Annotated in this window: 18 protein-coding genes and 2 tRNA genes; 16 read left to right on the forward strand and 4 right to left on the reverse strand. The window is 64.7% G+C overall.

All coding sequences use genetic code 11. From position 1 onward, the window contains the following. Positions 1-129: 129 nt before the first annotated feature. The 9 genes from GFD25_RS03820 to proB all read left to right on the forward strand — a co-directional run bounded on the left by GFD25_RS03820 (position 130) and on the right by proB (position 13,373). Positions 130-3,453: a DUF3427 domain-containing protein gene (locus GFD25_RS03820; RefSeq protein ID WP_163230106.1), complete on the forward strand. Its 3,324-nt coding sequence runs from the start codon at positions 130-132 to the stop codon at positions 3,451-3,453. Positions 3,454-3,618: 165 nt separating this feature from the next. After that, the gene (locus GFD25_RS03825; protein ID WP_163230108.1) at positions 3,619-4,548 is read left to right on the forward strand and encodes a hypothetical protein; all 930 of its coding nucleotides are present in this window, start codon (positions 3,619-3,621) and stop codon (positions 4,546-4,548) included. A gap of 188 nt (positions 4,549-4,736) precedes the next feature. Continuing rightward, a tRNA-Lys gene (locus GFD25_RS03830) sits at positions 4,737-4,810 on the forward strand. Between the two features lie 130 nt (positions 4,811-4,940). Continuing rightward, entirely contained in the window at positions 4,941-6,188 is a 1,248-nt protein-coding gene (gene dapE / locus GFD25_RS03835) for a succinyl-diaminopimelate desuccinylase (RefSeq protein WP_163230110.1), read from the forward strand. A 508-nt stretch (positions 6,189-6,696) separates the two neighbouring features. After that, positions 6,697-9,714 (forward strand): Rne/Rng family ribonuclease, encoded by a 3,018-nt coding sequence (locus GFD25_RS03840; protein ID WP_420837544.1) that lies wholly within the window; start codon positions 6,697-6,699, stop codon positions 9,712-9,714. A gap of 177 nt (positions 9,715-9,891) precedes the next feature. Continuing rightward, positions 9,892-10,200, forward strand: coding sequence for a 50S ribosomal protein L21 (gene rplU, locus GFD25_RS03845; RefSeq protein ID WP_163230114.1), 309 nt, complete (start codon positions 9,892-9,894; stop codon positions 10,198-10,200). A gap of 37 nt (positions 10,201-10,237) precedes the next feature. Beyond that, a complete protein-coding gene (gene rpmA, locus GFD25_RS03850; RefSeq protein ID WP_163230116.1) occupies positions 10,238-10,489 on the forward strand; it encodes a 50S ribosomal protein L27 in 252 nt (83 codons plus the stop codon). 76 nt (positions 10,490-10,565) lie between these two features. Then, entirely contained in the window at positions 10,566-12,242 is a 1,677-nt protein-coding gene (gene obgE / locus GFD25_RS03855; RefSeq protein ID WP_163230118.1) for a GTPase ObgE, read from the forward strand. Between the two features lie 3 nt (positions 12,243-12,245). Beyond that, complete coding sequence (gene proB, locus GFD25_RS03860) at positions 12,246-13,373, forward strand: glutamate 5-kinase (protein ID WP_163230120.1); 1,128 nt, start codon at positions 12,246-12,248, stop codon at positions 13,371-13,373. Between the two features lie 159 nt (positions 13,374-13,532). Here proB and GFD25_RS03865 read toward each other — a convergent pair whose 3' ends face one another. Both GFD25_RS03865 and GFD25_RS12140 read right to left on the reverse strand, forming a co-directional pair. After that, a complete protein-coding gene (locus GFD25_RS03865; protein WP_239512386.1) occupies positions 13,533-14,510 on the reverse strand; it encodes a polysaccharide deacetylase family protein in 978 nt (325 codons plus the stop codon). Continuing rightward, entirely contained in the window at positions 14,488-14,757 is a 270-nt protein-coding gene (locus tag GFD25_RS12140; RefSeq protein WP_239512387.1) for a hypothetical protein, read from the reverse strand. Before GFD25_RS12140 ends, GFD25_RS03865 begins: the two co-directional genes overlap by 23 nt. A gap of 139 nt (positions 14,758-14,896) precedes the next feature. On the opposite strand from GFD25_RS12140, the gene GFD25_RS03870 reads away from it, so the two are divergent. The 7 genes from GFD25_RS03870 to rplA all read left to right on the forward strand — a co-directional run bounded on the left by GFD25_RS03870 (position 14,897) and on the right by rplA (position 20,716). Further along, a complete protein-coding gene (locus GFD25_RS03870) occupies positions 14,897-16,102 on the forward strand; it encodes a pyridoxal phosphate-dependent aminotransferase (RefSeq protein WP_163230122.1) in 1,206 nt (401 codons plus the stop codon). A 156-nt stretch (positions 16,103-16,258) separates the two neighbouring features. Further along, positions 16,259-16,334: transfer RNA gene (locus GFD25_RS03875), tRNA-Trp, on the forward strand. 32 nt (positions 16,335-16,366) lie between these two features. Continuing rightward, positions 16,367-16,594, forward strand: coding sequence for a preprotein translocase subunit SecE (gene secE, locus GFD25_RS03880; RefSeq protein ID WP_239512388.1), 228 nt, complete (start codon positions 16,367-16,369; stop codon positions 16,592-16,594). Positions 16,595-16,624: 30 nt separating this feature from the next. Continuing rightward, a complete protein-coding gene (nusG, locus tag GFD25_RS03885) occupies positions 16,625-17,482 on the forward strand; it encodes a transcription termination/antitermination protein NusG (protein WP_163230126.1) in 858 nt (285 codons plus the stop codon). A gap of 218 nt (positions 17,483-17,700) precedes the next feature. Continuing rightward, a complete protein-coding gene (locus GFD25_RS03890) occupies positions 17,701-19,314 on the forward strand; it encodes a C69 family dipeptidase (protein ID WP_163230128.1) in 1,614 nt (537 codons plus the stop codon). A gap of 260 nt (positions 19,315-19,574) precedes the next feature. Then, entirely contained in the window at positions 19,575-20,006 is a 432-nt protein-coding gene (gene rplK / locus GFD25_RS03895) for a 50S ribosomal protein L11 (RefSeq protein ID WP_163230130.1), read from the forward strand. Positions 20,007-20,023: 17 nt separating this feature from the next. Next, a complete protein-coding gene (rplA, locus tag GFD25_RS03900) occupies positions 20,024-20,716 on the forward strand; it encodes a 50S ribosomal protein L1 (RefSeq protein WP_163230132.1) in 693 nt (230 codons plus the stop codon). Positions 20,717-21,043: 327 nt separating this feature from the next. Here rplA and GFD25_RS03905 read toward each other — a convergent pair whose 3' ends face one another. Together GFD25_RS03905 and GFD25_RS12145 are read right to left on the reverse strand one after the other, a co-directional pair. Beyond that, complete coding sequence (locus GFD25_RS03905) at positions 21,044-21,919, reverse strand: PucR family transcriptional regulator (protein WP_239512389.1); 876 nt, start codon at positions 21,917-21,919, stop codon at positions 21,044-21,046. Positions 21,920-21,930: 11 nt separating this feature from the next. Beyond that, on the reverse strand, positions 21,931-24,069 hold the full coding sequence (locus GFD25_RS12145; RefSeq protein WP_239512392.1) for a DUF6020 family protein: 2,139 nt from the start codon (positions 24,067-24,069) through the stop codon (positions 21,931-21,933). Between the last annotated feature and the right edge of the window lie 214 nt (positions 24,070-24,283).

Consider the following 24,283-nt stretch of genomic DNA (forward strand, 5'->3'; position numbering starts at 1 on the left):
CGACAGCTCCCCCTTCAGGGGGAGCAGAGCATTAAGCCTTCACACCAGTCCGAAGCAGTACCGGTCCCGTAACTCATCGGAGAGCCAACGGGGCGCAGCACAAGATCTCATAGTCAGGAGCGGAATATCATGGCAGACACAGTCCAGAACGTCCCAAACACGAACCGGCAATCCCGCCTTCCGCTCGCACAGCAGAACCCGTACGATGACGCGACGTATTCGGTCCTCGAAAGCGCCATCGCCGGCTTCATCGAGCCGCGTGAGAACGCCGCCGACGACTACAAGCCGACGCTGATCTCCAACCGTCCCGGCGGCCTGACCATGCACGACCAGATCAGTGACGCACTCGCGAACAGCGAATCCTTCGACATCTCCGTCGCGTTCGTCTCGACCGGCGCGGTACTGAGCCTGTTCGAGGATTTCCGCAGCCATCATGCCAATGCCGTGGCCGATACCGAATCCGGCGATGGTAGCGCGTCCACTACTTCCGCATCGCACGTCAGCCGTCTGATCACCTCCACCAAGAACCACTTCAACGACCCGCAAGCCTTCTGGGAGCTGCTGCACCTGCAGCGAACCGCCGGCGTGGATGTGCGCGTATGGGAAGGCGCCGACGACGGTTCCGCCGCGATATCGCAGGGCCAAGGCCAGCCGTTCCACCCGAAAGGCTATGTGTTCGCCCGCCGCATGCACAACGGCACTCCGTACTATGAACTGTTCGTTGGCAGTTCGAACCTCACCGGAGCCGCGCTGAACACGCAGCGCGAGTGGAATCTGAAAGTGTCGTCCCTCGCCGATGGCGAGCTGGTCCGGCAGATCCGCGAGGAGATCGACTCGCAGGTGGCCGATTCGGTGCCGCTTACCGAGGAGTGGATCGAACGTTACGAGGAGGACTTCAAGAAATACGCGCCGCCGCGCCGCGACATCCTCAAATCCCTCGAAAGCCGTGACATCCAACCGAACGCCATGCAGCGCGAGGCCTTGGCGAACCTGAAGAAACTGCGCGATCAGGGCGAGCATCGCGCGATCATCGTATCCGCCACGGGCACCGGCAAAACGTACCTGTCCGCGTTCGACGTGCGCGCATGCCGTCCGAAACGCATGCTGTACGTCGCCCAGCAGCAGATGATCCTCAAGGCGGCGATGAAGTCCTATCAGAAGGTGCTCGGTTGCGACGAGTCGGAGCTGGGACTGTATTCGGGCACCAGCAAACAGCAGGATCGCAGGTACGTGTTCGCTACCGTGCAAACGCTTAGCAAAGACAATGCGTTGGAGCAGTTCGCGTCCGACGAATTCGATTATGTGTTGGTCGACGAAGTGCATCATGCGGGAGCCAACAGCTATCAACGTGTCATCGACCATTTCAAGGACGCCGATTTCATGCTCGGCATGACCGCCACCCCGGAACGTACCGACGGCATCAACATCTTCGAGCTGTTCGGCCACAACATCGCCTACGAAATCCGCCTGCAGAAGGCGCTGGACGAGAACATGCTCTGCTCGTTCCACTACTACGGCGTCGCGGAATATCTCGGGTCCGACGACGATCCAAACCAGAGCGCGCACCGTCTCGACATCGCGCACGGTCTCGATACGGAACAGTCGGCGCAACTCAAATACGAGATCGGCCAACTCGCCACCAAGCAGCGCGTGCGCTACATCATCGACAAACTGCAGGAATACGGCCAGTTCAACCTGCCCGTTACCGGACTGGTGTTCTGCAGCCGGCAGGACGAGGCGCACGAACTGTCGCGACTGTTCAATCAGCAGTGGAACCAGCAGGCGGAACGCCTTTATCGTACCGCGGCCGTGACCAGTAAGGATGCCGACGGCAAGCCGATATCGCCCGAACGGCGCGACGAATACGTGCGGCGACTGACGGATGGCGAACTCGACTATCTGTTCACCGTCGACCTGTTCAACGAGGGCGTCGATATTCCCGCGGTCAACCAGATCGTGATGCTGCGCAGCACCGAGTCGAGCATCGTCTTCACCCAGCAGCTGGGCCGCGGACTGCGCAAGTTCCCGCATAAGGACAGCGTTGTCGTCATCGATTTCATCGGCAACTACAACAACAATTACCTCATTCCCGTCGCCTTGTACGGCAACACCGGTGACCGCGACCGGGCGCGACGCAACCTGCAACGCAAGTCGATCGGCCTGTCGTCGATCAGCTTCGACCCGATCGCCAAGGAACGTGTGCTGAAGTCGCTGGACACCGCGGACTGGTCCGAAATGAAGAAACTGTCCGAACAGTACCGTCAGGTGCGCTACGAACTCGGGAGAATCCCGATGCTCATGGACATCTACGACTACGATCCTTCGCTGCCGTACACGCTGGCCGCGAAACGCAACAACTATCTCGATTTCGTGCGTTCGCGCGAGAACAGCCTCGGCGGCGGCAAACGCAGGGAACGGTCGTTTGCGGATCAGTTGGAACCGGTGAGCGACGTCGAAGATGCGATCCTCAAGATGGCGACGGAACTGCTGCTGCCGGGGATTCGACCGCATGAGTTGGTGATTCTTGATCGGCTGTGCCGGTTTACGGACGAACGGCCGGGCGATGACGATGCTGTTGTTGCGGCGGCCGGCGCGGGGTGGGTGCGGCCGTCCGTATCGTTGAGCCGCAGTTCGCTGATCGCTGCCATCCGAACCGAGTTTCCACAGGCCGATCTGTCCGATGATCAATTCGACTCCGCGATCAGCGTGCTCGACTATTCGTACTTCACCAAGCCGAATCGCAAGCGGTTCGGCGAGCAGCCGCTGATCGAGACGATCGGTGTCGGTACGGAAAGCGGCGAACTGTCGTATCGTCTCAGTGATGCGTTCGCGGCGCTGCTCGCGGCGAACCGCACGTTCCGCATCTTCTTCGCGGACACGTTGCGCACGGGACTCGCCAACTGCCGCGACCTGTTCCGCGAAGCTCAGGCGAACCAACGCACGTTCGATCGCGCGTTCCTGTACGAACGCAAGTATTCGATGGCGGACGTCATGCGCCTGTGCGGATGGAAGAAGGAGAACACGCCGCAGAACGTGGGCGGATATCTGCTGGACAAGGACACCAACACGATGCCCATTTTCGTGAAGTATGCGGCCAGCCAGTACGAGGACGAATTCCTGAACGCGCAGGAGATGAGGTACTTCAGCAAGAACGGGCGCACGCCGCAGTCGCCGGAATTCCAGTGGGTGCGCGACGATTTTGGCGCGGGCGCTTCGGCGGTGGGTGATGCCGATGCCTGGCAGCGCACGCATTTCGTGCCGCTGTTCGTCATGCGCAAGGCGGAGGAGGCCGACGGCAAGTACTACTACGTCGGCCATGTCGCTGCGTTCGATCATCCGACGCTTACCACCAAGCCGAACGCCGCCGGCGACGGCACGGTCAAGGTGACGCTGTCCACGTTGCGTCTGGCCAAGCCGCTCGACCCGGAACTCTACCGCCACCTGACCAGCTGAACGGTGGGATCGATCGTTGCCCGCCCCATACGTTGCGCGTCCGTGTATCTCGTGGTATAGTATTCGCCGCTATGAAGCGATAATTCAGGTTTCTTTTCCACGCGATTGAGGGCCTCGGGGCCGTTCCCCGGGAGTAGTGCGCCCTCATGCAGGAAAGGAAACCATATGAACATATCGGCGCTCGCCGAACGAATCCAGTCCATCCGCACCACCGACGTCACCGATACGGGTGCCGGTCTCATCGTCCGCGACTCGCGTACGCCGTATCTCAAACTCTACATTCACCCGGCCGGGGTGTTCCGCTCGCGTTGGGAGTACCCGCAGCCGAACCGGCGCGGTCGCATCCCCGGGCTGACCGACGCCGATCTCGCGACGGTCGCCGAGATTCCGCGGCGCACGATCGATCTCGGCATGTTCCGACTGCCGGATGACCTGGACGCGGCGACGGAGATGATTCGGCGTCACCTTGACCGGCAGGCGTTTCAGATCGCGCCTCACCGGCTGCATCACCCGATGCCGCGACGAAAGGTGATGGAAGCCTACCGCGACCTGACCGACGATCTGATGGACAGGAAGAAGGCGGACCGCGAGCGGCGGATTCGGGAACAGCGGGCGGTGCAGGCTCGGGGCGGGCGGAAGATCGCGCCGGAGTCCGACCGCGAGCCGAGTGCGGACGAGCTGGAACGGGCGGCGCGGGCCGCTCGGGACGAGCGGGATCGGGATGTGCGGATCGCCCGCAACCGGGCGGCGATCGCGAACGCGTTGGCGACGGCGGACGGGCCGAGCCTGATCGCCGCGTTCGTGATCGATGAGCTGGACCTGATCACGGGCAACACGGCGGTGTTTCACGTGGAACAGCGGGTTGATTACGGCAGCCACGATCGCTCGCTGATCAAGGAGGCGGCGGTGCGGCTGTCGTCGACGCGCGTCGCGTTGACGACCGAAAACCGCGAACGGCTGGAGATGGTGCTGGATACGCTGCTCGATCTGGTCAACCGTGTGCCGGATCGTGTGCTTGCCGCGAAGCACATGTCACGCCGGGCTTACGCGCCGGCGCTTGCGCTGATCGCGTGGTGGTTGAAGCGGTCGGCGTGACGCCGGCCGGCCGGGTGAGCGGCAGCCGGGATCGCTTGGCTGCCGCTCACCCAGACCAAGCGGTGAGGTGGTTGCAAACCCCGGATCGAACGTGATTGGAAAACGCCACGCGGAAGCCGATTTGCGTCTGACGCAAAATCGTGTATATTAGTCACTCGCTGCGTGAAACACCGTGGCGACTGACCAACGCCCCTGTAGCTCAGTTGGTTAGAGCAGCTGACTCTTAATCAGCGTGTCCAGGGTTCGAATCCCTGCGGGGGCACAGTCAAGGCCGGAACCGAAAGGTTCCGGCCTTTCTTCGTTTCGGGCGCTTCATGCGCGCCGGGCCATCCCGCGTACGCATGCTGGGCGCCGCGTCCGTCCGGCCCGCACGAGCCGCTACCATGAACCGCATGACGAACGAACTGGCACGGCAGACGGTGAACGAATTCGGATTCGAGGCGGACGCGACGCGCGAGCAGGCGCTGGCGGCGCTGCTCGAACAGATCATGGGCGCATACTCGGTAAGCGACGACGAAGGTCCGCTGGCCGATGCGATCGAACGGTTCCTGCGTCGCCAGCCGCATCTGACCGTGCGTCGTCACGGCGATACGGTGGTGGCGAGCACCGATTTCGGCAAGGCCCGGCGCGTGATCCTGGCCGGACATATCGACACGGTGCCGGTGATCGACAACTTCCCGCCGCGCTGGCTCGACCCCGGCGATCCGCTGATTCGCGAGGACGTGGCCTCCGCGCATCCGGGGGAGCGCGTGCTGTGGGGCCGCGGCGCGACCGACATGAAGGCGTCGGATGCGGTGATGCTGTATCTGGCCGCCGCGCTGAACGGGATCCCCGCCGACAAGGGCGGCATCGACCCGAATTATGACCTGACCTACGTGTTCTACGACCATGAGGAGGTCGCGGCCGAGAAGAACGGCCTGCGCAAGGTCGTCGAATCGCATCCGGATTGGATCACCGGCGACTTCGCGATCATCGGCGAGCCGACCGACTGCGGCATCGAAGGCGGCTGCAACGGCACGATCCGCTTCGACGTGATCACGCACGGCGTGGCCGCGCATTCCGCCCGCGCGTGGATGGGTGTCAACGCGATCCACAAGGCGGCCGACATCCTGAACCGTCTGGCCGCGTACGAGCCGGCCGACGTGGAGGTTGACGGACTGGTCTACCGCGAAGGCGTCAACGCCACGCTGATCTCGGGCGGCAAGGGCACGAACGTGATCCCCGACGAATGCCGCGTGCACGTCAACTACCGGTTCGCGCCCGACAAGACGATCGCCGAAGCCAAGGCACTCATGATGGGCGCGGATTGCGGCGCCGAACTCGGCAACGGCGAGCATGAGGCGACCGGCGGCATGTTCGCCGGCTTCGGCATCGAAATGAAGGACGAGTCGCCGAGCGCCCGCCCCGGCATGGACTCGCCGCTGGCGGTCTCCTTGGCGCGGCTGGTCAAGGATCGCACCGGACGCGAGCCGCTCGCCAAGCTCGGCTGGACCGATGTGGCCCGCTTCGCGATCCTCGGCATCCCCGCCGTGAACCTCGGCGCGGGCAGTCCGCTGCTCGCCCACAAGCACGACGAGCAGCTCCCCGAATCCGAACTCGCCCTTCTCACCGACATTTTGGGGGAATGGCTGACGCGTTAAGCGCGAAGCCCGGTGGGCTTCGCGTAGCGTCAGTCTGAGCGAGCCGATAGGCGAGCGAAGGTGGGATTGAGTCTCGCCGTAGGCGAGTCCGTAATTGCAGGGCCGGAGGAGACGCGTTAAGCGCGAAGCCCGGTGGGCTTCGCGTAGCGTCAGTCTGAGCGAGCCGATAGGCGAGCGAAGGTAATGCTGGGTCCGAGCGTAGCGAGGTCCGTTGTTGCGGAGCCGGAGGCGACGCGCGCACTGTCGCATGATTCCGCCGGTGTTCACCGTGTGTCAATTTTTGTGTCATACTTAGGGATGGCGGTTCTGCAAGCCGCCGAGCATCCGATGGCGTCGATCCCCTCGCGTGGTTCTTTCCGCGGGGCCGGTGTCCGCCGTCGCAGCATTGACTTTTTGACCGGTGCTTCATATGGGCGCAACAGATGCGCGGCCGCGGTGAGAGCGCGGTGTGACGACCGTATGGGGCTTGACATAGGCGCCGTGATTGCAGCACGTCGCGAGGAGCATCGTGCCCAGTGTGAATCATGAGGGCCTCGGCGAAGCCGAAGCCGCAGCATCCCAGCATGCAACCGACCAGACCGCATCCAATACCTCCGATACGACTCAGCCGGCGTCGTCCCCGTCGGTGTCGTCCGGCTCGTCCGTGTCGTCCAATCCCGCCCCGCGTCGCCGTCGTGGCGGCCGTCGCGTGGTGCGTGGCGCAGGTGCGGCCGGCGCCGCGCTGGAACTGACCGTGCAGGAGCACGCCGCGCCGCTGTTCGAGGAGCCGAAGGTCGCCGACGTCGAGGCCGCAGCGCAGTCCCGTGCCGAGGACGAGCGGTCGTCCGACAGGACCTCCGCGTCCGATACCGTGCGGCGTCCGTCCCGTCGTCGTGTCGTCTCGCAGGACGACGAAGCCGATCACGATGACCGTCGTGACGAACACGGCGGTCACGACGACGACCGCGACGATGCCGCCGGCTCGCGCCGTACCCGTACCCGCCGTCGTCGTGCCGCGTTCGACGACGCGGACGACGTGCGCGACGACGAACCGCGGTCCGGCCGTTCGCGCCGCCGCGGTCCGGCCTCTGACTATGAGCCGTTCAACGTCGGCGACGATCGTGCCGATGATGACGCGCCGCGTCGCCGGCGTTCGCGTGCGACGGACGATGCCGGCGACGATCGCGCGTTCGATGCGCTTGACCTGTTGCCGTCCGGTCGCGGATCGGCGTCGCGCGGATCGCGGCCGATGACGTCGCTGCTGTTCCAGGAGCCGGTGCTGCCGGCGATCACCGACCGTCGTGACGACCGTTTCGACGATGCCGACGACCATCAGGGTCGCGAGTCGGACCGTCGCTCCCGTGACGATCGGGATGACGCCTCCCGCGGTGACGAGACCCGTCATGATGACGAGCAGGCCGGTCGTTCGCGTCGTTCGCGCCGTCGCCGCGCGACCTCGACCGATCTGACCGTCGTGACCGATGCGGCCGGAAACGCCAACGTCGCGCCCGCCGGACAGGATCGTGACGCATCCGACGAGACGGCCGCCGAGGAATCGTCCTCGTCGGGCCGTTCGCGTCGTTCGCGCCGCCTGAACGCGCAGGAACGTCGTGCCGCCGCCGAAGTGGAGCAGATCGAGGAGGACCTCGAGTTCGACGACATCACGTATGCGCCGATCACCGAAGAGGACCTGTCGGAAGGCCCGACCCGTTCGCGTCGTCGCCGTCGCCGCGGCAGCCGTGGCGAGGACCGTGACACTGAGCGCGAGAACGCCGCCGACGAGACGACCTCCCAGAACCAGCATGCGGACGAGAACGAGTCCGAGGACGAGGGTGCGTCGCGTCGCCGTCGCGACGACGAGGAATCCGAGGATTCCACCGTCACGCGTCGCCGTCGCCGTCGCCGTTCCAAGTCCGGCGACGAGGCGATGGAGGAACTGGCTCCGCGCCGTTCTCGCAAGCAGCAGTACATCGACGAGATCACCGACATCGAAGGCTCGACCCGACTCGAGGCGAAGAAGCAGCGTCGCCGCGACAACCGCCGCGAGCGTTCCCGCCAGGCCACGATCCTCGAGCAGGACTTCCTCGCGCGCCGCGAGAACGTCGAACGTCTCATGGTCGTGCGCGAGCGCGGCCGCCACACGCAGATCTCGGTGATCGAGGACAACGTGCTCGTCGAGCATTACGTGTCCGACATCCAGGAGGTCGCCACCGTCGGAAACGTGTATCTCGGCCGCGTGCAGAACGTGCTGCCGAGCATGGAGGCCGCGTTCGTCGACATCGGCCAGGCGCGCAACGGCGTGCTGTACGCAGGCGAGGTCAACTGGGACGCGGCGCGTCTCGACGGCCAGCCGCGGCGCATCGAGCTTGCGTTCAAGTCCGGCGATCCGGTGCTCGTTCAGGTCACCAAGGATCCGATCGGCCACAAGGGCGCGCGTCTGACCTCGCAGGTCACGCTCGCCGGCCGCTTCCTCGTGCTTGTGCCGTCCGGCGGCATGACCGGCGTGAGCCGCAAGCTGTCCGACCGCGAGCGCAGCCGTCTGAAGAACATCGTGTCGAAGATCGCGCCGAAGGACATGGGCGTGATCATCCGCACGGCCGCCGAAGGCGCGTCCGAGGAGGCGATCGTCAAGGATCTCGAAAGCCTCGTGCGCCAGTGGGAACGCATCAACGCCAAGCGCGAGGAGTTCCTGCACGGCCGTCGCCCCAAGCTCCTGCAGGGCGAGCCGGACGTGGCGATCCGCGTGGTGCGCGACATCTTCAACGACGACTTCAAGCAGATGATCGTCGAGGGCGACAAGGTGTACGAGCGCATCGAGGAATACCTCGAGACGATGGCCCCGGACCTGCGCGACAAGCTCGTCAAGTGGGATCCGGCCGAGCACGAAGGCAAGGACGTGTTCGACAAGTGGCAGATCGATTCTCAGCTGCGCAAGGGCATGGAACGTCAGGTGTACCTGCCGTCCGGCGGTTCGATCGTCATCGACCGTACCGAGGCCATGACCACGATCGACGTGAACACCGGCCGTTTCATCGGCAAGGGCAAGTCGCTTGAGGAGACCGTGACCCGGTGCAACCTTGAGGCGGCCGAGGAGATCGCGCGCCAGCTGCGCCTGCGCGACATCGGCGGCATGGTGATGATCGACTTCGTTGACATGGTCATGCCGGCGAACCGCGACCTCGTGCTGCGCCGTCTCGTCGAATGCCTGGCGCGCGACCGCACCAAGCACCAGGTGGCGGAGGTCACCTCGCTCGGACTCGTGCAGATGACGCGCAAGCGCATAGGCCAGGGCCTCGTCGAGGCGTTCTCCGAGGAATGCCCGACCTGCAAGGGCCGCGGCTTCATCCTGCACGACGAGCCGACCGTGAACGCCGACTACGACGATCCGTACGCCCTGAAGGGCGGCGACCCGTTCATCAAGACGAACAAGCACGGCCGTGGCACTGACGTGCAGGTCCCGCAGGGATCCTCGCCGGACGTCAAGGCCAAGCTCGCCGCGATCGCCGCGGCCGCCGTCGCCGCGAACAACGGTGACGGCGAGGAGTAGTCCCGGACGATAACCGAAGATGAACGGATAACGCCCCCGGGCGTGTCGTACTTGACACGCCCGGGATCCGACTTGCGTTAGTACAGGGGTCGGTGTACGTTAGATAGTCGGTGTCTGACCAGCGGCTTGCGTGCGTCAGGCAAGTAGCTTTATAACACCATAGCAAGGAAACAGAGCATGTACGCGATTGTGAAGGCCGGTGGCCATCAGGAAAAGGTCGAGGTCGGTGACGTGATCCTCGTGAACCGTCTCGACGCCAAGAAGGGCGATACCGTGGAGTTCCCGGTTGCCCTCGTTGTCGACGGTGCCAAGGTCACCCTGGCCGCCGCTGATCTGGCGAAGGTGTCCGCCAAGGCTGAGGTTGTTGACGATGAGGCCAAGGGCCCCAAGATCAACATCATGAAGTACAAGAACAAGACCGGCGTTGCCCGTCGCAAGGGTCACCGCCAGAAGCTGACCGCCGTCAAGATCACGGCGATCGCCTGACATCAGGCTTTGGGCTTAGGACCGAAAGGAACAGATCATGGCACACAAGAAGGGCGCGTCCAGCTCGCGCAACGGTCGCGATTCTAACGCGCAATACCTCGGCGTGAAGAAGTTCGGCGGCGAAGCCGTCGTGGCCGGCAACATCATCATCCGCCAGCGTGGCACCAAGTTCCACCCGGGCGAGAACGTCGGCATGGGCAAGGATCACACCCTGTTCGCCCTCATCGACGGCAGCGTGAAGTTCGGCGTCCGTCGTGACCGCAAGGTCGTCGACGTCATCGCCGCCTGAGACCTGCGTATCAAGCGTTAAAGCCGCGCCCCATCGGACGCGGCTTTTTCTATACCCTCCCACGTAAGGTAAACATATGAGTGATTTTGTGGATCGCGTGACCGTCCACGTCAAGGGCGGCGACGGCGGCAACGGTTCCGCCGGCATCAAGCGCGAGAAGTACAAGCCGCTGGCCGGCCCGAACGGCGGCAACGGCGGCGACGGCGGATCGGTCGTGTTCGAGGCGACCCGCAACGCGAACAGCCTGCTCGACTACCGTTTCGTGCCGCATCGCGCGGCCGGCAACGGCACGATGGGCTTGGGCGACACCAAGGACGGTTCCAAGGGATCCGACCTGATCCTGCCCGTGCCGGTCGGCACGGTGATCTTCGAGGCCAAGGGCCCCGCCGGCAAACCCAAGCATCCCGGCGAGCAGCTTGCCGATCTGCGTCATGAGGGCGATCGTTTCGTGGCCGCATACGGTGGCGCGGGCGGCCTCGGCAACGCCGCGCTGGCCAATCGTACCCGTCGCGCCCCGGGTTTCGCGCTGCTCGGCGAACTGGGCGAGGAACGCGACGTGATTCTCGAGCTCAAGTCGATCGCGGACGTCGCGCTGGTGGGCTTCCCGTCGGCCGGCAAGTCCAGTCTGGTCGCCGCGATGAGTTCGGCCAAGCCGAAGATCGCCGATTACCCGTTCACTACGCTCGTGCCGAACCTCGGCGTCGTGATGGCCGGTGACTCACGCTACACGATCGCCGACGTGCCGGGCCTGATCCCGGGCGCATCCGAAGGCAAGGGCCTCGGCCTTGAGTTCCTGCGCCACATCGAACGCACGGAGATCATCGCGCATGTGATCGATTGCGCCACGCTCGAGCCGAACCGCGACCCGATGGCAGACTACGAGGCGCTTGAGCACGAGCTGGCCGAGTATGCCGACAAGCTCGAACTGCCGCTGGGCGCGATCCCGATCCCGGACCGCCCGCGCATCATCATCCTCAACAAGATCGACGTGCCTGAAGCCAAGGAGCTGGCCGATTTCGTGCGCCCGGACTTCGAGAAGCTCGGCATGAAGGTCTTCGAGATCTCCACTGCCTCGCACGCCGGACTCAAGGAGCTGGGCTTCGCGCTGGCTTCGCTGGTCGCCGACATGCGTGCCGAGGTCGCCAAGCGCGAAGAGGCCGAGGAAGAGGCCCGCGTGGTCATCAAGCCGCTCGAACAGGGTGGCCGTCGCCGTCGCCGCGCCGACGAGGGCGGCAATGCGCTCGACTTCACCGTGGAACGCCGCGAGAACGCGGACGGTTCGCAGTTCTGGTTCGAGGTGCGCGGCACCAAGCCGGAACGCTGGGTCATGCAGACGAACTTCGACAACGACGAGGCCGTGGGCTATCTGGCCGACCGTCTGGCCAAGCTGGGCGTCGAGGACGAGTTGCGCCGCCAGGGCGCGAGGCCGGGCGACGAGGTGCGCATCGGCCGCGGCGCCCGTGCGGTCGAGTTCGATTGGGATCCGTCGATCGCCGCCGGCGCCGAGATGCTGGATGGCGCCCAGCTGGGCGCGCGCGGCAAGGATCTGCGACTGGAGACCGAGGAGCCGGGAGGCCGTCGTCGCACGAACTCCGAACGTCGTCGCCAGTATCACGAGATGATGGACGCCCGCGCCGCCGTGCGCGAGGCGATGGCGGCGGAACGCGCCGCCGGCCACTGGGCCGACCCGTCCATCGACGACGACCGTCACGACGAGACCAGCCTGTTCGGTCGCGGCGAGGACGCGGAGTAGGCCATGCTTACGGAAGCGGACGTGCGGCGTGCGATCGCCGGCGCGCAGACCGTCGTCGTCAAGGTCGGCTCGAGCTCGCTGACCAAGCCGTCCGGCCATCTTGACACGGCCAAGCTGAATGCGCTGGTGGCGGCGCTGTCAAGCGCCGCGCTGATGGGCGCGCGCGTCGTGCTGGTGTCCTCCGGTGCGATCGCGGCCGGCTTCGGCCCGCTCGGCTTCGACTCCCGTCCGACCGACGTCGCCACGCAACAGGCCACCGCGGCCGTCGGACAGGGTCTGCTCATGGCCCAGTACGAGGCTTCGTTCGGCAGGTTCGGCGTGCGTGTCGGGCAGATCCTCATCACCGCCGAGGACACGATCAGGCCGCAACAGTACCGCAACGTGCAGCGCACGCTTGGCCGACTGCTCGATCTCGGCGTCGTGCCGATCGTCAACGAGAACGATTCGCTGGCGAGCAACGAGATCCGTTTCGGCGACAACGACCGGCTGTCCGCGCTGGTGGCGAATCTCGTGCGGGCCGACGCGCTGGTGCTGCTGACGGACGTGGACGCGCTGTATACCGCACCGCCGTCCGAGCCGGGCGCGCGGCGCATCGCGTTCGTGCCCGACGTGGTCGCGGCGTTGGACGACGTGACGGTGACCGGTCCGACCTCGGGCGTGGGCACCGGTGGCATGGTCACCAAGCTGGAGGCGGCGCGCGTGGCCGCGGTGTCGGGCATTCCCGCCGTATTGACGAGCGCGGTGAACGCCGGTCCGGCGCTGATGGGCGACCCGGTGGGCACCGCGTTCGCGCCGGTCAAGCAGCGCGGGTCATCGCGCCGGCTGTGGATCGGGTTCGCCGCGAATCCGCGCGGCACGCTGGTGGCCGATGCGGGCGCCGCCTCGGCGGTGCGCGGCGGGCGCGCGAGTCTGCTATCCGCGGGCGTGCTCGAGGTGCATGGCGATTTCTCTGCCGGCGATCCGGTGTGGATCGACGACGAGGTGGGCACGCATCTGGCAAAGGGCCTGTCCGGTTTCGATTCCGAAGAAATCCCGCAGATGCTCGGCCGTACCACCGTCCAGCTCAGGCGCTTCCTCGGCGAGGAATACGCCCATCCGCTCGTTCACCGCGACAACCTCGTGCTGGTGTAGGCGGGGCGGTTCGCTGGTTTCTTCGGGATTCCGCCCCGCTCAGCATGCCTTGAGCGGGGCGGAATCCCGAAAGCGTGATGGTGTTGCCCCGCTAAACCGCCTCGTAGCGGGGCAACTTGCCGAAAGCATGGCGATATTGCCTCGCCACAGTCGTTGCGGTCACTGGATCGCGGCGATGAATGACTCCAACGATCCATCGCCCTGAATACGTACGCGCGGCAGCAGCGTCGGATCGTCGCCGATCATTGCCCAGCCGTACTGCGTCGTGAACGCCAGCGGGAATCCGGCCTCGGCCACCGCGGCCTGCGCGTCCGGCGTCGTGTCGCCGAACGGGTACGCGAACGCCTGCGCCGAGCCGGTCATTTGCTCCGAACGTTTGAGATCGTCGACGATCTCGTCCTTCGTCATCGCGCTGATGCGTCCGCCATGGCCGATCGTGCCGCCCGCGCGATGCATGTCGAACGAATGCGACTCGTACTCCAGATACGGCGAGGCGTAATCCTTCATCCGCTGCAGCATGTTTCCGTCGTTGCCGATGACGAACGACGTGACCGGCACCCGGTACTTGTCGATCAGCGGCTGGCCGTATTGGAAGAACCTCGGCTCGCCGTCGTCGAACGAGAGCACGATGCTGCGCGCGGGCAGGGAATGCGTGCCGTCGAGGAACGCTCGCACCTCGGCCCATGACGGGAAGTAGAACCTGTGCTCGGTGAGGTATCGGAACTGCTGCTCAAGCGAGGTCGTGGGAATGAAGTTCGCGTTGAGATCGTCGGGCGGATTCGCGGGATCGTACACATAGTGGTACATGAGCACGGGAACGCCGCCGGACTGTTTGTCCATCGACTCGACGACCTTGACGGTGCGCGTGGCTGCCGCGACGTGGCCCTGCGAATCCCGTACGACGTATTGGATTTCGTAGTCGCCGGGCGTTGCCGTGTCGACCGTGCCGTTGACGGTGATCTTCGGCGTGAGCACGCCGTCCGTGGGATCGATCGCGTGCGCGCCGCCCTCGACGTATCGTTCGCCCTTGAGCACGTAGGTGACGGCGGAGCCGTTGACTCCGATCGTGATGTCGCCGGGGTCGAGATCGGGCACGGCGTCGCGGTCGAGCGCGTCATGCGCGGGGAGCAGTCGCATCGCCGCCGGACCGTGACGATCGGCCGGATGCGGCACTTCCCGTGTTGTCGTGATATCGCGGGACACCGTACGCGATCGCGAACACGATCGCGAATACGGACAGCGCGGCCACCGCATTGCGCAATCCGGCGAGTATGACATGCGCCCGATGCCGGCGCGCGTCGATTCGTGCATGCGAACGTTCGCTGACGTGCCGGCCAAGACGTTTGCCGCCGTGTCGCGAAGGATGATGGCTGGAACCGGTCATGGGCTCTCCTCGATGATCTCGTCCTGTAGCACCATTGCACCACACATCGTGTCCAACCCGCCGCATCGTTCATGCCGCGGCCGGCGACGCGACACGCTTCCATACATCGGGCGCCGGGTTTATCTTAGAAGCCATGACTATGGCTGATTGGCAGACTCTTTCCGACCGTATCAACAACGTGGCACCCAGCGCGACGCTGGCCGTCGATTCGAAGGCGAAGGCGATGAAGGCCGCCGGACTCGACGTGATCGGCTTCGGCGCGGGAGAACCGAATTTCCCGACTCCCGACTATGTGGTCGACGCGGCCGCCGCGGCGTGCCGTGACCCGAAGAACTACAAGTACACGCCGACGCCGGGCCTGCCCGAGCTGCGCGAGGTGATCGCCTCCAAGACTCTGCGCGATTCCGGCTTCGAGGTGTCCGCCGATCAGGTCGTGGTGACCAACGGCGGCAAGCAGGCCGTGTACTCGACGTTCCAGGTGCTGCTCAACGACGGCGACGAGGTCATCATCCCGACCCCGTACTGGACCAGCTACCCGGAGGCCGTCAAGCTCGCCGGCGGCAAGCCTGTGCTCGTGTTCGCCGGCGGCGACCGCGGTTTCGAACCGGACCTCGCCGCGCTGGAGGCGGCTCGCACCGAGCGCACCAAGGCGATCATCGTCAACTCGCCGAACAACCCGACCGGCGCGGTCTGGTCGCCCGACACGATCACCGCCATCGGCAAGTGGGCGGTCGAACACCACATCTGGATCATCTCCGACGAGATCTACGAGCACCTCAACTACGACGACGCGAAGACCACGTACATCGGCGCGGCCGTGCCGGAATGCCGCGACCAGCTCATCATCCTCAACGGCGTGGCGAAGACGTACGCGATGCCGGGCTGGCGAGTCGGTTGGCTCGTCGCGCCGCTGCCGGTCGCCAAGGCAGCGTCCAAACTGCAGGGACACATGACCTCGAACGTGGCGAACGTGTCCCAGCGCGCGGCGCTGGCTGCGGTCGCCGGTCCGCTCGACGACGTGTACGCGATGCGCGAGGCGTTCGACGTGCGTCGCAAGGCGATCGTCGCCGCGTTGAACGACATCGACGGCGTGGTCTGCCCGACGCCGACCGGCGCGTTCTACGCGTTCGCCGACGTGACCGGACTGCTGAACCGTCCGCTGGGGGAGCAGGGCACCGTGTGCGCGTCCTCTTCCGAGCTGGCCGCCGCGCTGCTCGACGAAGCCCATGTGGCCGCCGTGCCGGGTGAAGCGTTCGGCGCCCCCGGATACCTGCGCTTCTCCTACGCGCTCGCTGACGACCAGCTCGCCGAAGGCATGCGCCGGTTTGCTTCCTGGGCAAACTGAGACATGCCGTAAGAACGTTGGAATCCCGTGGTTTTGCCACGGGATTTTCATTATGACTGGACGAAATCGAAACCATGCGCTACTATTCCATCTTGGCGGTTTTGCCGGGCGCAAGCGTCCTGTCGTACAGGTTCGTTAGCATGGCAGAGTTCACCTAGGGAAGTGGCGCAATTGGTAGCGCAACGGTCTCCAAAACCGTAGGTTGTGGGTTCGAGTCCCGCCTTCCCTGCCAAGTCTCTTGATGATTGCAAGCGAAGGATGGATATGGCGAAGGCAAGCAAGGCCATTACGGCAAAGAAACCCAACGTCTTCATGCGCATCGGCTTGTTCATCAAGCAGATCATCGATGAACTCCGCAAGGTCGTCACCCCCACCGCCAAGGAACTGTTCTTCTGGTCGCTGGCCGTGTTCATTTTCGTGCTGTTCCTGATGGCGCTCGTCACGGGCATGGACTTCGGTCTGGGCAAGCTCGTGCTCTGGCTGTTCGGCTGATCGCGGACCAACCTGAAGGTGAAATAACGCATGAATGACGAAGTGAATCTCGAAAACCTCGACGCCCTGCCGGATCTTCCGCAGGAGGACGACGCGCAGCCCGAAGTGAATCTCGACGCCCTGCCCGTTGACGACGAGCTGGACGAGACCGCCTCCGATGATGTCACCTTGCCGGCGGCGGAATCTGCCGACGACGCGTCCGATGCCGAATCCGAAGATGGCGAATCCTCCGATGATGCCGAGTCCGGCGAATCCGATGACGAGGATCTGGATGCCGGTGCCAAGGCCGTCGAGGAGTTCTCCAAGTCGCTGCGCACTCTCGAAGGCAAGTGGTACGTGCTGCACACGTACTCCGGCTATGAGAAGCGCGTCAAGACCAACATCGAATCCCGTATCGTCAGCTTCGGCCTCGAGGACAAGATCTTCCAGGTCGAGGTTCCGATGGAGGAAGTCGAGAAGCACACCGACAAGGGCAAGAAGGTCATCACCCGCGTGCGCGTTCCGGGCTACGTCCTGATCCGCATGTGGCCGGATGAGGATGCCCGCCGCATCGTGCGCGAAACCGAAGGCGTCACCGGCTTCGTCGGTCCGACCAAGGATCCGGCTCCGCTGTCGCGCAAGGAAGTCGTCCAGATGATGGCTCCGATGATCGCTTCCGAGGCGCTCAAGAAGGCCGGCGACAAGCCTGCGGCCGCCAAGAAGCGCACCGTCGAGGTCTCCTACGCGGTCGGCGATCAGGTCACCGTCACCGACGGCCCGTTCACCACGATGGCCGCCGTCGTTTCCGACGTCGAACCCACCACGCAGAAGCTCACCGTGCTCGTGTCCATCTTCGGCCGCGATACGCCGGTGGAGCTGGGCTTCAACCAGGTCGAGAAGCTTCAGTAGCAATCGCGATCATTTCTTTGAACATCCCCGCCATAGTGCGGGGATGTTTTTTGTATATCCTCCCGTGAAACTTTCCTGGGAAACTCTCCCTGGTACTCCGACGAACCTCTCGTACCCGGGTCGTTTTGCGAGACTTTCCTAGGAAAGTCCAATCAGGGCGGCTTCGCCTCGCTCGAAATGAGGGACTAGCCGCCGGGCAAGCCACTAAAGTGGATGCCATGTCATGCACCACCATTCTTGTAGGAAAATCAGCCAGCTACGACGGTTCGACCATCATCGCCCGCGACGACGATTCCGGCTCCGGCCGTTATGATCCCAAGCGTTTCGTCGCGGTCGCCCCGTCCGACCAGCCGCGCCACTACCGCAGCGTGCTCAGTCACGTCGAGATCGACCTGCCGGACGACCCGTGCCGCTACTCGATCGTGCCGAACGTGCTGCCCAATCGCGGCGTACTCGCCGAAGCCGGCGCGAACGAACACAACGTCGCCATGAGCGCGACCGAAACGATCTCCGTCAACGAGCGCGTCGCCGCGGCCGACCCGTTCGTCGAACTCGTGCCCGCCGTCGGCGAACCCGGCAAGGACGGCTACGAGCCCGAACAGCCGGGCGGCATCGGCGAGGAGGACATCATCACGCTGGTCCTGCCATATGTGAAAACCGCGCGCGAAGGCGTCCTCAGGCTCGGCGAACTGCTCGAAACGTACGGCACATACGAATCGAACGGCGTGATCATCTCCGACGTGGACGAGATCTGGTACGTCGAGACGATCGGCGGCCATCACTGGATCGCCCGTCGCGTACCGGACGACTGCTACGCGACGATCCCCAACCAGCTTGGGATCGATGACTTCGACCTGTCCGACGCGTTCGGCGAACAGCTCGAATACCTGTGCAGCGCCGACCTGCGCGAGTTCATCGCCGACCATCACCTCGACCGCGCGATGCGCCGCATCTCGCAGGGCGCCGGATTCGCCGCCGACGGTTCGGTACCGCAATCCGACCGTTTCAACCCGCGCACCGTGTTCGGCGACAGCACGCCGCGCGACCACATCTACAACACGCCGCGCGCGTGGTACATGCAGCGTCATCTCAACCCGAGCGAGGACTGGGATTCGCCGGCCGCGCGCTATGCGCCGTCCTCCGACGACATCCCGTGGTGCCGTGTGCCCGAGAACAAGGTGACGATCGAAGACGTCGACTTCCTGCTCGCCTCGCACTTCGAAGACACGCCGTACGACCCGTACGGCACGCTCGGCACGCCCGAATCGCGCCACCGCTACCGCCCGATCGGCGTGAACCGCACCGGCCACATGGTCGCCATCCAGCTACGGCCGTACGCGCCCGCGTGCAGCCGTGCGATCATGTGGATCTCGTACGGTTCCGGCCCGTTCACCACGGCCGCGCCGTTCTACGCGAACGTCACCGACACCCCCGCGTATCTGCGCGACACCACGCCGGAGGTCTCGACCGACAACCTGTACTGGACGAACCGTCTCATCGCGGTGATCGCCGACGCGCACTGGTTCGACACGGTCAATGCGATCGGCGCGTTCCGTGAGAGGACGCGCACGTTCGGTCATCGTCTGGTCGAGGAAACCGATGCGGCAATCGAAAGCGGACGATTCGACGATGGCGTCGACGGCAACGGCGACGGTCGTCTCGACGGAGACGGCACGCTCGACGGGCGCCCGGCGAGCGCGGTGCTCGGCGAGTCGAACGACCGCATGGCCGACTTCCTGCGCAAGCACGCGTCCAAGCTGCTGAACGACGTGCTGTACACGGCCAGCAACCACATGAACAACAGCTTCGCGATGTCCGATCGTTGGAACTGACTAGCCGTCCTTTTCTCTGCGCAAACCAACGCAAAACAGGCTTGTGGCGTTGGTTCGCGCAGAGGAATACGGTGGGCGCGTATTGTCGGGCGGATACGGCATAATGAGATGGTTTGTGTCTGGAGGGCGTTCGGTCCGCGGCAAAGCGTGCCGGAAGCCTGCTAGCACAGCACAGCAATCATACGGTTGCGGGAGGAGTTCGCCGCGGGAAACCAAGGCGTCCGCCACTATCACCGCTTCATAGAAAGAAGAACCATACAATGGCTCCTAAAAAGAAGGTCACGGCGCTGATCAAGCTCCAGATCCAGGCCGGCAAGGCCAACCCGGCCCCGCCGCTGGGCCCGGCTCTGGGTTCCCATGGCGTGAACATCATGGACTTCTGCAAGGCGTACAACGCCCAGACGCAGGACAAGATGGGTCAGGTCATCCCGGTCGAGATCACCGTCTTCGAAGACCGTTCCTTCACCTTCGTCCTCAAGACCCCGCCGGCTGCGGCTCTGCTGAAGAAGGCCGCCGGCGTCGAGAAGGGCACCGAGAACCCGCTGACCCACAAGGTCGGCTCCGTCACCAAGGCTCAGGTCCGCGAGATCGCCGAGATCAAGATGGCCGATCTGTCCGCCCGTGACATCGAAGCCGGCATGAAGATCATCGAGGGCACCGCTCGCTCGATGGGCATCACGGTCACCGACTGAGAAGAGGAGAAGGACTAATGGTACAGCGTTCCAAGAAGTATCGCGAGGCGGCCGAGAAGGTCGATCGCAACAACCTCTACACCGCCAACGAGGCCATCGCTCTCCTCAAGAGCATGCCGGAGTACAAGTTCGACCAGACCGTGGAAGCGGTGCTGCGTCTGAACGTGGATCCGCGCAAGGCCGATCAGCTGGTCCGCGGCTCCGTCCTGCTGCCTCACGGCACCGGTAAGACCGCCAAGGTCCTCGTCTTCGCCCGTGGCCCGAAGGCCACCGAGGCGACCGCCGCTGGCGCCGACATCGTCGGTGATGACGACCTGATCGCGAAGGTCGCCGACGGCTTCCTCGACTTCGATGCCGTCGTCGCCACCCCGGACATGATGGGCAAGGTCGGCCGTCTCGGCCGCGTGCTCGGCCCGCGTGGCCTCATGCCGAACCCGAAGACCGGCACCGTCACCATGGACGTGACCAAGGCCGTCAACGAGATCAAGGGCGGCAAGGTCGACTTCCGCGTCGACAAGCACGGCAACCTCTCCTTCCTCATCGGCAAGCTGAGCTTCGATGAGGCCGCTCTGGACGAGAACTTCAAGGCCGTGGCCGACGAGGTCAAGCGTCTGAAGCCGGCTACCGTGAAGGGCCGTTACGTCACCAAGGCGACCATCACCTCCACGATGAACCCGGGCGTCCCGGTCGACCCGATGACCGTTGCCTGATTGGCGAGGTAATCCTCGACATCACGATAGGTGATTGACTGAAGCCCCATGTCGCATTCTCGCGGCATGGGGCTTCGTCGTATCCACGGATGTCTCCTATGCGGAAGTGGGGATTTGCGGACTATAGAAGGGCACGTAAGTGGGAGAATCCGGACAGGAAAATTGGAAGTGGGGATTTACCTACCATGAAAACCATGATTCGGCGGTCTTCGTGGTAGGTAAATCCCCACTTACTGATTTTTGTGTCCGGGAATCCCCACTTATCGATGAAAGGAACCGGGACGAGGACCGTGGAAGATGAGGACTGGCGGGGGAAGGCGAGGCCCATCAGCCCCGCGCGATACGACCGAGGATGATGGCGGTGCGCAGCACGTATGCCTCGCGCGGGTCGGCCGCATCCCATCCCGTGGTGTCGGCGGCGCGCTTCAGCCGGTAGCGCACGGTGTTCGGGTGCACGTTCAACGTTTTCGCCGTGGTCTCCAGCGATCCTCCGGACAACACGAACGTCGATATGGTCTCCAACGTCGGATCGTCCGGTCCGGCCGCCGTCAAGGCTCCATACACCGCCTCGATCAGCTCACGCCGCGCGTCCTCATCGCCGAGCAGCGCCCGCTCTGGCAATGCGTCCTCGGCCCGCACCAATCGGTTCAGCTCCTGGCGCGCGGCGCTTGTCGGTCTGCCCGCATTGTGCGCGGCCCGCGACTCCTGAACCGCCGGAGCCGCCGCCAACGTGGCCATGGCCGCACGGATCGTGGCCGATGCGCCATCCACGCCGAGACGTACCGGACCGAGCGCCACCGGCCGATCGGCGTCGAACATGCCCATCATCGCCGTGCAGGTCACCTCGGGCGTCGCCGCCGCACGCGACGCGATCAGGATCACGCACACTCCATCATGCGTGCCCGCGATCGCCAACGATCCGCCCAAGTCATGCGCGGCCCTGCGCAGGCGGGACAACGTCACTGCCACGGCATCTCCGCCACCGGATCCAGAGCCGCCACCGCCTGCGGCCGGCGCGAATCCGGCTATCGCGAAACAGTGCGCGTCGTCCGGCCAGCCCAGCACATGCATCAGCGACGCCGTCCGTGCGTCCGTCAGTCCGTTCGCCAGGCACTCGAACGCCACGGTCTGCACATCGCCGCCATGCGACGTGATCAGATCAAGCAGGTCCGACCCATCCCCATCCATACGTTCCGTCGTCATGTCAGACCAGCTTAGTCGTTGCCGGCTTGGTTCGTTGCCGCCGTGCGCAGGTCGGTCTGCGCGCCAACCAGCGCGCCAACGACACCCTGCGCCGCCCGCGATTCGCGCCAGAACGTCAGGCACACGAATCCGAACACGAACGCGACGGGCAGCATGTGCCGTTCGAAGTTGTTCGCCGGCGCGGTGGCCATCACGCCCATGAGCAGCAGCAGCGGGAAATGCGTGAGCAGCGTGCGCCACCGGCGCAGCACCACCTCGGCCGCGCCGATCAGCAGCATCAGCGTCACGTAGAAGTTGCCGTGCGTCACCCATCCGAGCACCGGAATCGTGCCCCAGGCGCGCGCGAACTTGGCCACCGACTCGCGCCAGTCATGGTTCACGAGTTTGAGCCAGGTACTGGTCTTCTGCACATAGTCGCTGGTCACGTAATAGTCCATCGACACATACGGCAGATCGGTGGGATTGAAATAGCCGAAGCATTCGGCGAGCAGCGCGTCGAGCGCGATCACCGGATTGGCCTTCGTGATCTGCCACCACGCCGCGTTGAAGTCCTTCATGTCGTCCGGAGTGACCGTACGCCACTTGTAGCTCACCTTCTTCGACTGGATGCCCGACGATTTCACCGGGTCGGCGTCCTGTCGGAAGTACGCCTCGGCCATCTGGTCGAGATTGAAGATCGGCTCGAGTTTGGCTTTGGCGTCGGCCGGAATGCCGTCCGGATTGAGCTTGGCGACGCGCGCGATCATCTGCAGTTGCACGCCGCGGCTTTCGATCGGGTCGCCGCCGATCACCGAACCGGTCGAGATCAGCGCCGCGATGCCGCCGTGGATGATGACGACCGGCAGCACGAGCGCGACCAGATACGTGCGCCAGCGGCGTCGGTCGGCGACCAGGGCGAGCACGATCTGCGCGGCGATGATGTACCACGCGTATTTTGCGGAGATCAGCATCACGCACGATGAGACGGTGAACGCGACCAGCGACCGTCTGCGCAGCGCGATGAGATGACCGAGCGGGTTGCGCGCGGATTTGATGCCGCGCCGCCACGTCATGTGCAGCTCGTACCACACGCCGAACCACCAGACGAACGAGAACGCGAACAGCGGTGATTTCGTCAGCGAGATCGTCGAGAACAGCACGAGCGGGCAGATCAGGAAGAACAGCATGATGACGAGCCGCGCGAAACCGCCCGCCGCACGGTTCGGATACGGCATGAGGGGGATTTTCGCGATGGTCAGCGCGGCGGTCGTGCCGCGTTCGGGACGGGTGAAGTCGACCTGCCGCTCGTATCGCGGTCGTTCCGGTCGCGTGTAGTTCGGTTCGTCGAGCGCGTAGGTCGGCCGCAGCCACGGCAGGTTGAGGAACCGGTTCGTGGCGGAGGCGACGCAGAACGCGGCGAACAGCCACTGCAGGAAGGACAGCACGACGAAGCCGGCGTCGTTCGAATCGGTAAGGTATCGGGAGACGGATGCGGCCGCGCCGTAGATGACCGTGAGCACGATGTTGTGCTGGTCGGTCAGGTATGTGGGCTCGGACGGCCACATGTAGTGCGCGGTGGGGTAGATGTCCATCGGCACGAACGAGAAGAAGCCGATGTACGGCTGGCGCATGCCGGTCCACTGGTTCCATGCCCAGCTGAATTCGCGCGCCTGCGAGCGGATGTCGGCGCCGAACGCGCTCATCAGCGTGGCCGGCACCCACAGCCAGGCCACAAGCAGGATGATGAGGATCTTCCAGCCTCGGTCGGTGGCGCGGGTGAGCAGGCGGCCGGCGGCCGCGGCGGCGATGCGCAGTTCGCACATGACCCGGCCCGCGCGGACCTTACGCCCCCATGCGCGCCATTCCATCGGCAGATGCCAGTTCGACGGCAGCGCCCGGCGTCCGGATCCGCGACGTACCAGCGTGACGACGAACGCCGCCGTGACCAGCAGCGTGAGCGCGAAATACAGGGTGTTCGCCCCGGACCAGTCGGCGATGGAACGATCCTCCCAGTACAACGGTCCGATGGCGACGCACAGCGATACCCACAGGCATGCGAGCGCGGCGAGCGTGCAGCGGGCCGCGGCGGCGATGCGTGCGAGCGGCGACGTCGCAGCCCGTGCGATCGCGTGCGGTGCGGACGGCGTCGGCGCCGGGGTTGCCGCGGCCATGCCATGCGTGGATCGTGAAGTGGGGGATTGTCCGGTCATAACACGTCATTCTATAAGGCGGCCTATAGCGGCGACCGTGCCAAACGGCGGCGCGTGCGGTGCGACCGGCTGCGTGCGCGGTGGTATGTGCGGTCGTTCACCGTGTTTAGTTAACTGATGGATTGAGTGGCGACGCTGACGCTCGCACCATGCGTGGTGTTGTTTGAAAAACGTA

Source organism: Bifidobacterium aerophilum, from assembly GCF_010667685.1.
Lineage (GTDB): Bacteria > Actinomycetota > Actinomycetes > Actinomycetales > Bifidobacteriaceae > Bifidobacterium > Bifidobacterium aerophilum.

Bases quoted from the DNA above. Each gene is read 5' to 3' on its own strand.
- secE (WP_239512388.1), top strand. From the start codon at position 16,367: ATGGCGAAGGCAAGCAAGGCCATTACGGCAAAGAAACCCAACGTCTTC.
- GFD25_RS03825 (WP_163230108.1), top strand. From the start codon at position 3,619: ATGAACATATCGGCGCTCGCCGAACGAATCCAGTCCATCCGCACCACC.
- rplU (WP_163230114.1), top strand. From the start codon at position 9,892: ATGTACGCGATTGTGAAGGCCGGTGGCCATCAGGAAAAGGTCGAGGTC.
- GFD25_RS03820 (WP_163230106.1), top strand. From the start codon at position 130: ATGGCAGACACAGTCCAGAACGTCCCAAACACGAACCGGCAATCCCGC.
- rpmA (WP_163230116.1), top strand. From the start codon at position 10,238: ATGGCACACAAGAAGGGCGCGTCCAGCTCGCGCAACGGTCGCGATTCT.
- nusG (WP_163230126.1), top strand. From the start codon at position 16,625: ATGAATGACGAAGTGAATCTCGAAAACCTCGACGCCCTGCCGGATCTT.
- GFD25_RS03870 (WP_163230122.1), top strand. From the start codon at position 14,897: ATGGCTGATTGGCAGACTCTTTCCGACCGTATCAACAACGTGGCACCC.
- rplK (WP_163230130.1), top strand. From the start codon at position 19,575: ATGGCTCCTAAAAAGAAGGTCACGGCGCTGATCAAGCTCCAGATCCAG.
- GFD25_RS03890 (WP_163230128.1), top strand. From the start codon at position 17,701: ATGTCATGCACCACCATTCTTGTAGGAAAATCAGCCAGCTACGACGGT.
- GFD25_RS12145 (WP_239512392.1), bottom strand. From the start codon at position 24,069: ATGGCCGCGGCAACCCCGGCGCCGACGCCGTCCGCACCGCACGCGATC.
- rplA (WP_163230132.1), top strand. From the start codon at position 20,024: ATGGTACAGCGTTCCAAGAAGTATCGCGAGGCGGCCGAGAAGGTCGAT.
- GFD25_RS12140 (WP_239512387.1), bottom strand. From the start codon at position 14,757: ATGACCGGTTCCAGCCATCATCCTTCGCGACACGGCGGCAAACGTCTT.
- dapE (WP_163230110.1), top strand. From the start codon at position 4,941: ATGACGAACGAACTGGCACGGCAGACGGTGAACGAATTCGGATTCGAG.
- proB (WP_163230120.1), top strand. From the start codon at position 12,246: ATGCTTACGGAAGCGGACGTGCGGCGTGCGATCGCCGGCGCGCAGACC.
- GFD25_RS03905 (WP_239512389.1), bottom strand. From the start codon at position 21,919: ATGACGACGGAACGTATGGATGGGGATGGGTCGGACCTGCTTGATCTG.
- GFD25_RS03865 (WP_239512386.1), bottom strand. From the start codon at position 14,510: ATGCGACTGCTCCCCGCGCATGACGCGCTCGACCGCGACGCCGTGCCC.
- obgE (WP_163230118.1), top strand. From the start codon at position 10,566: ATGAGTGATTTTGTGGATCGCGTGACCGTCCACGTCAAGGGCGGCGAC.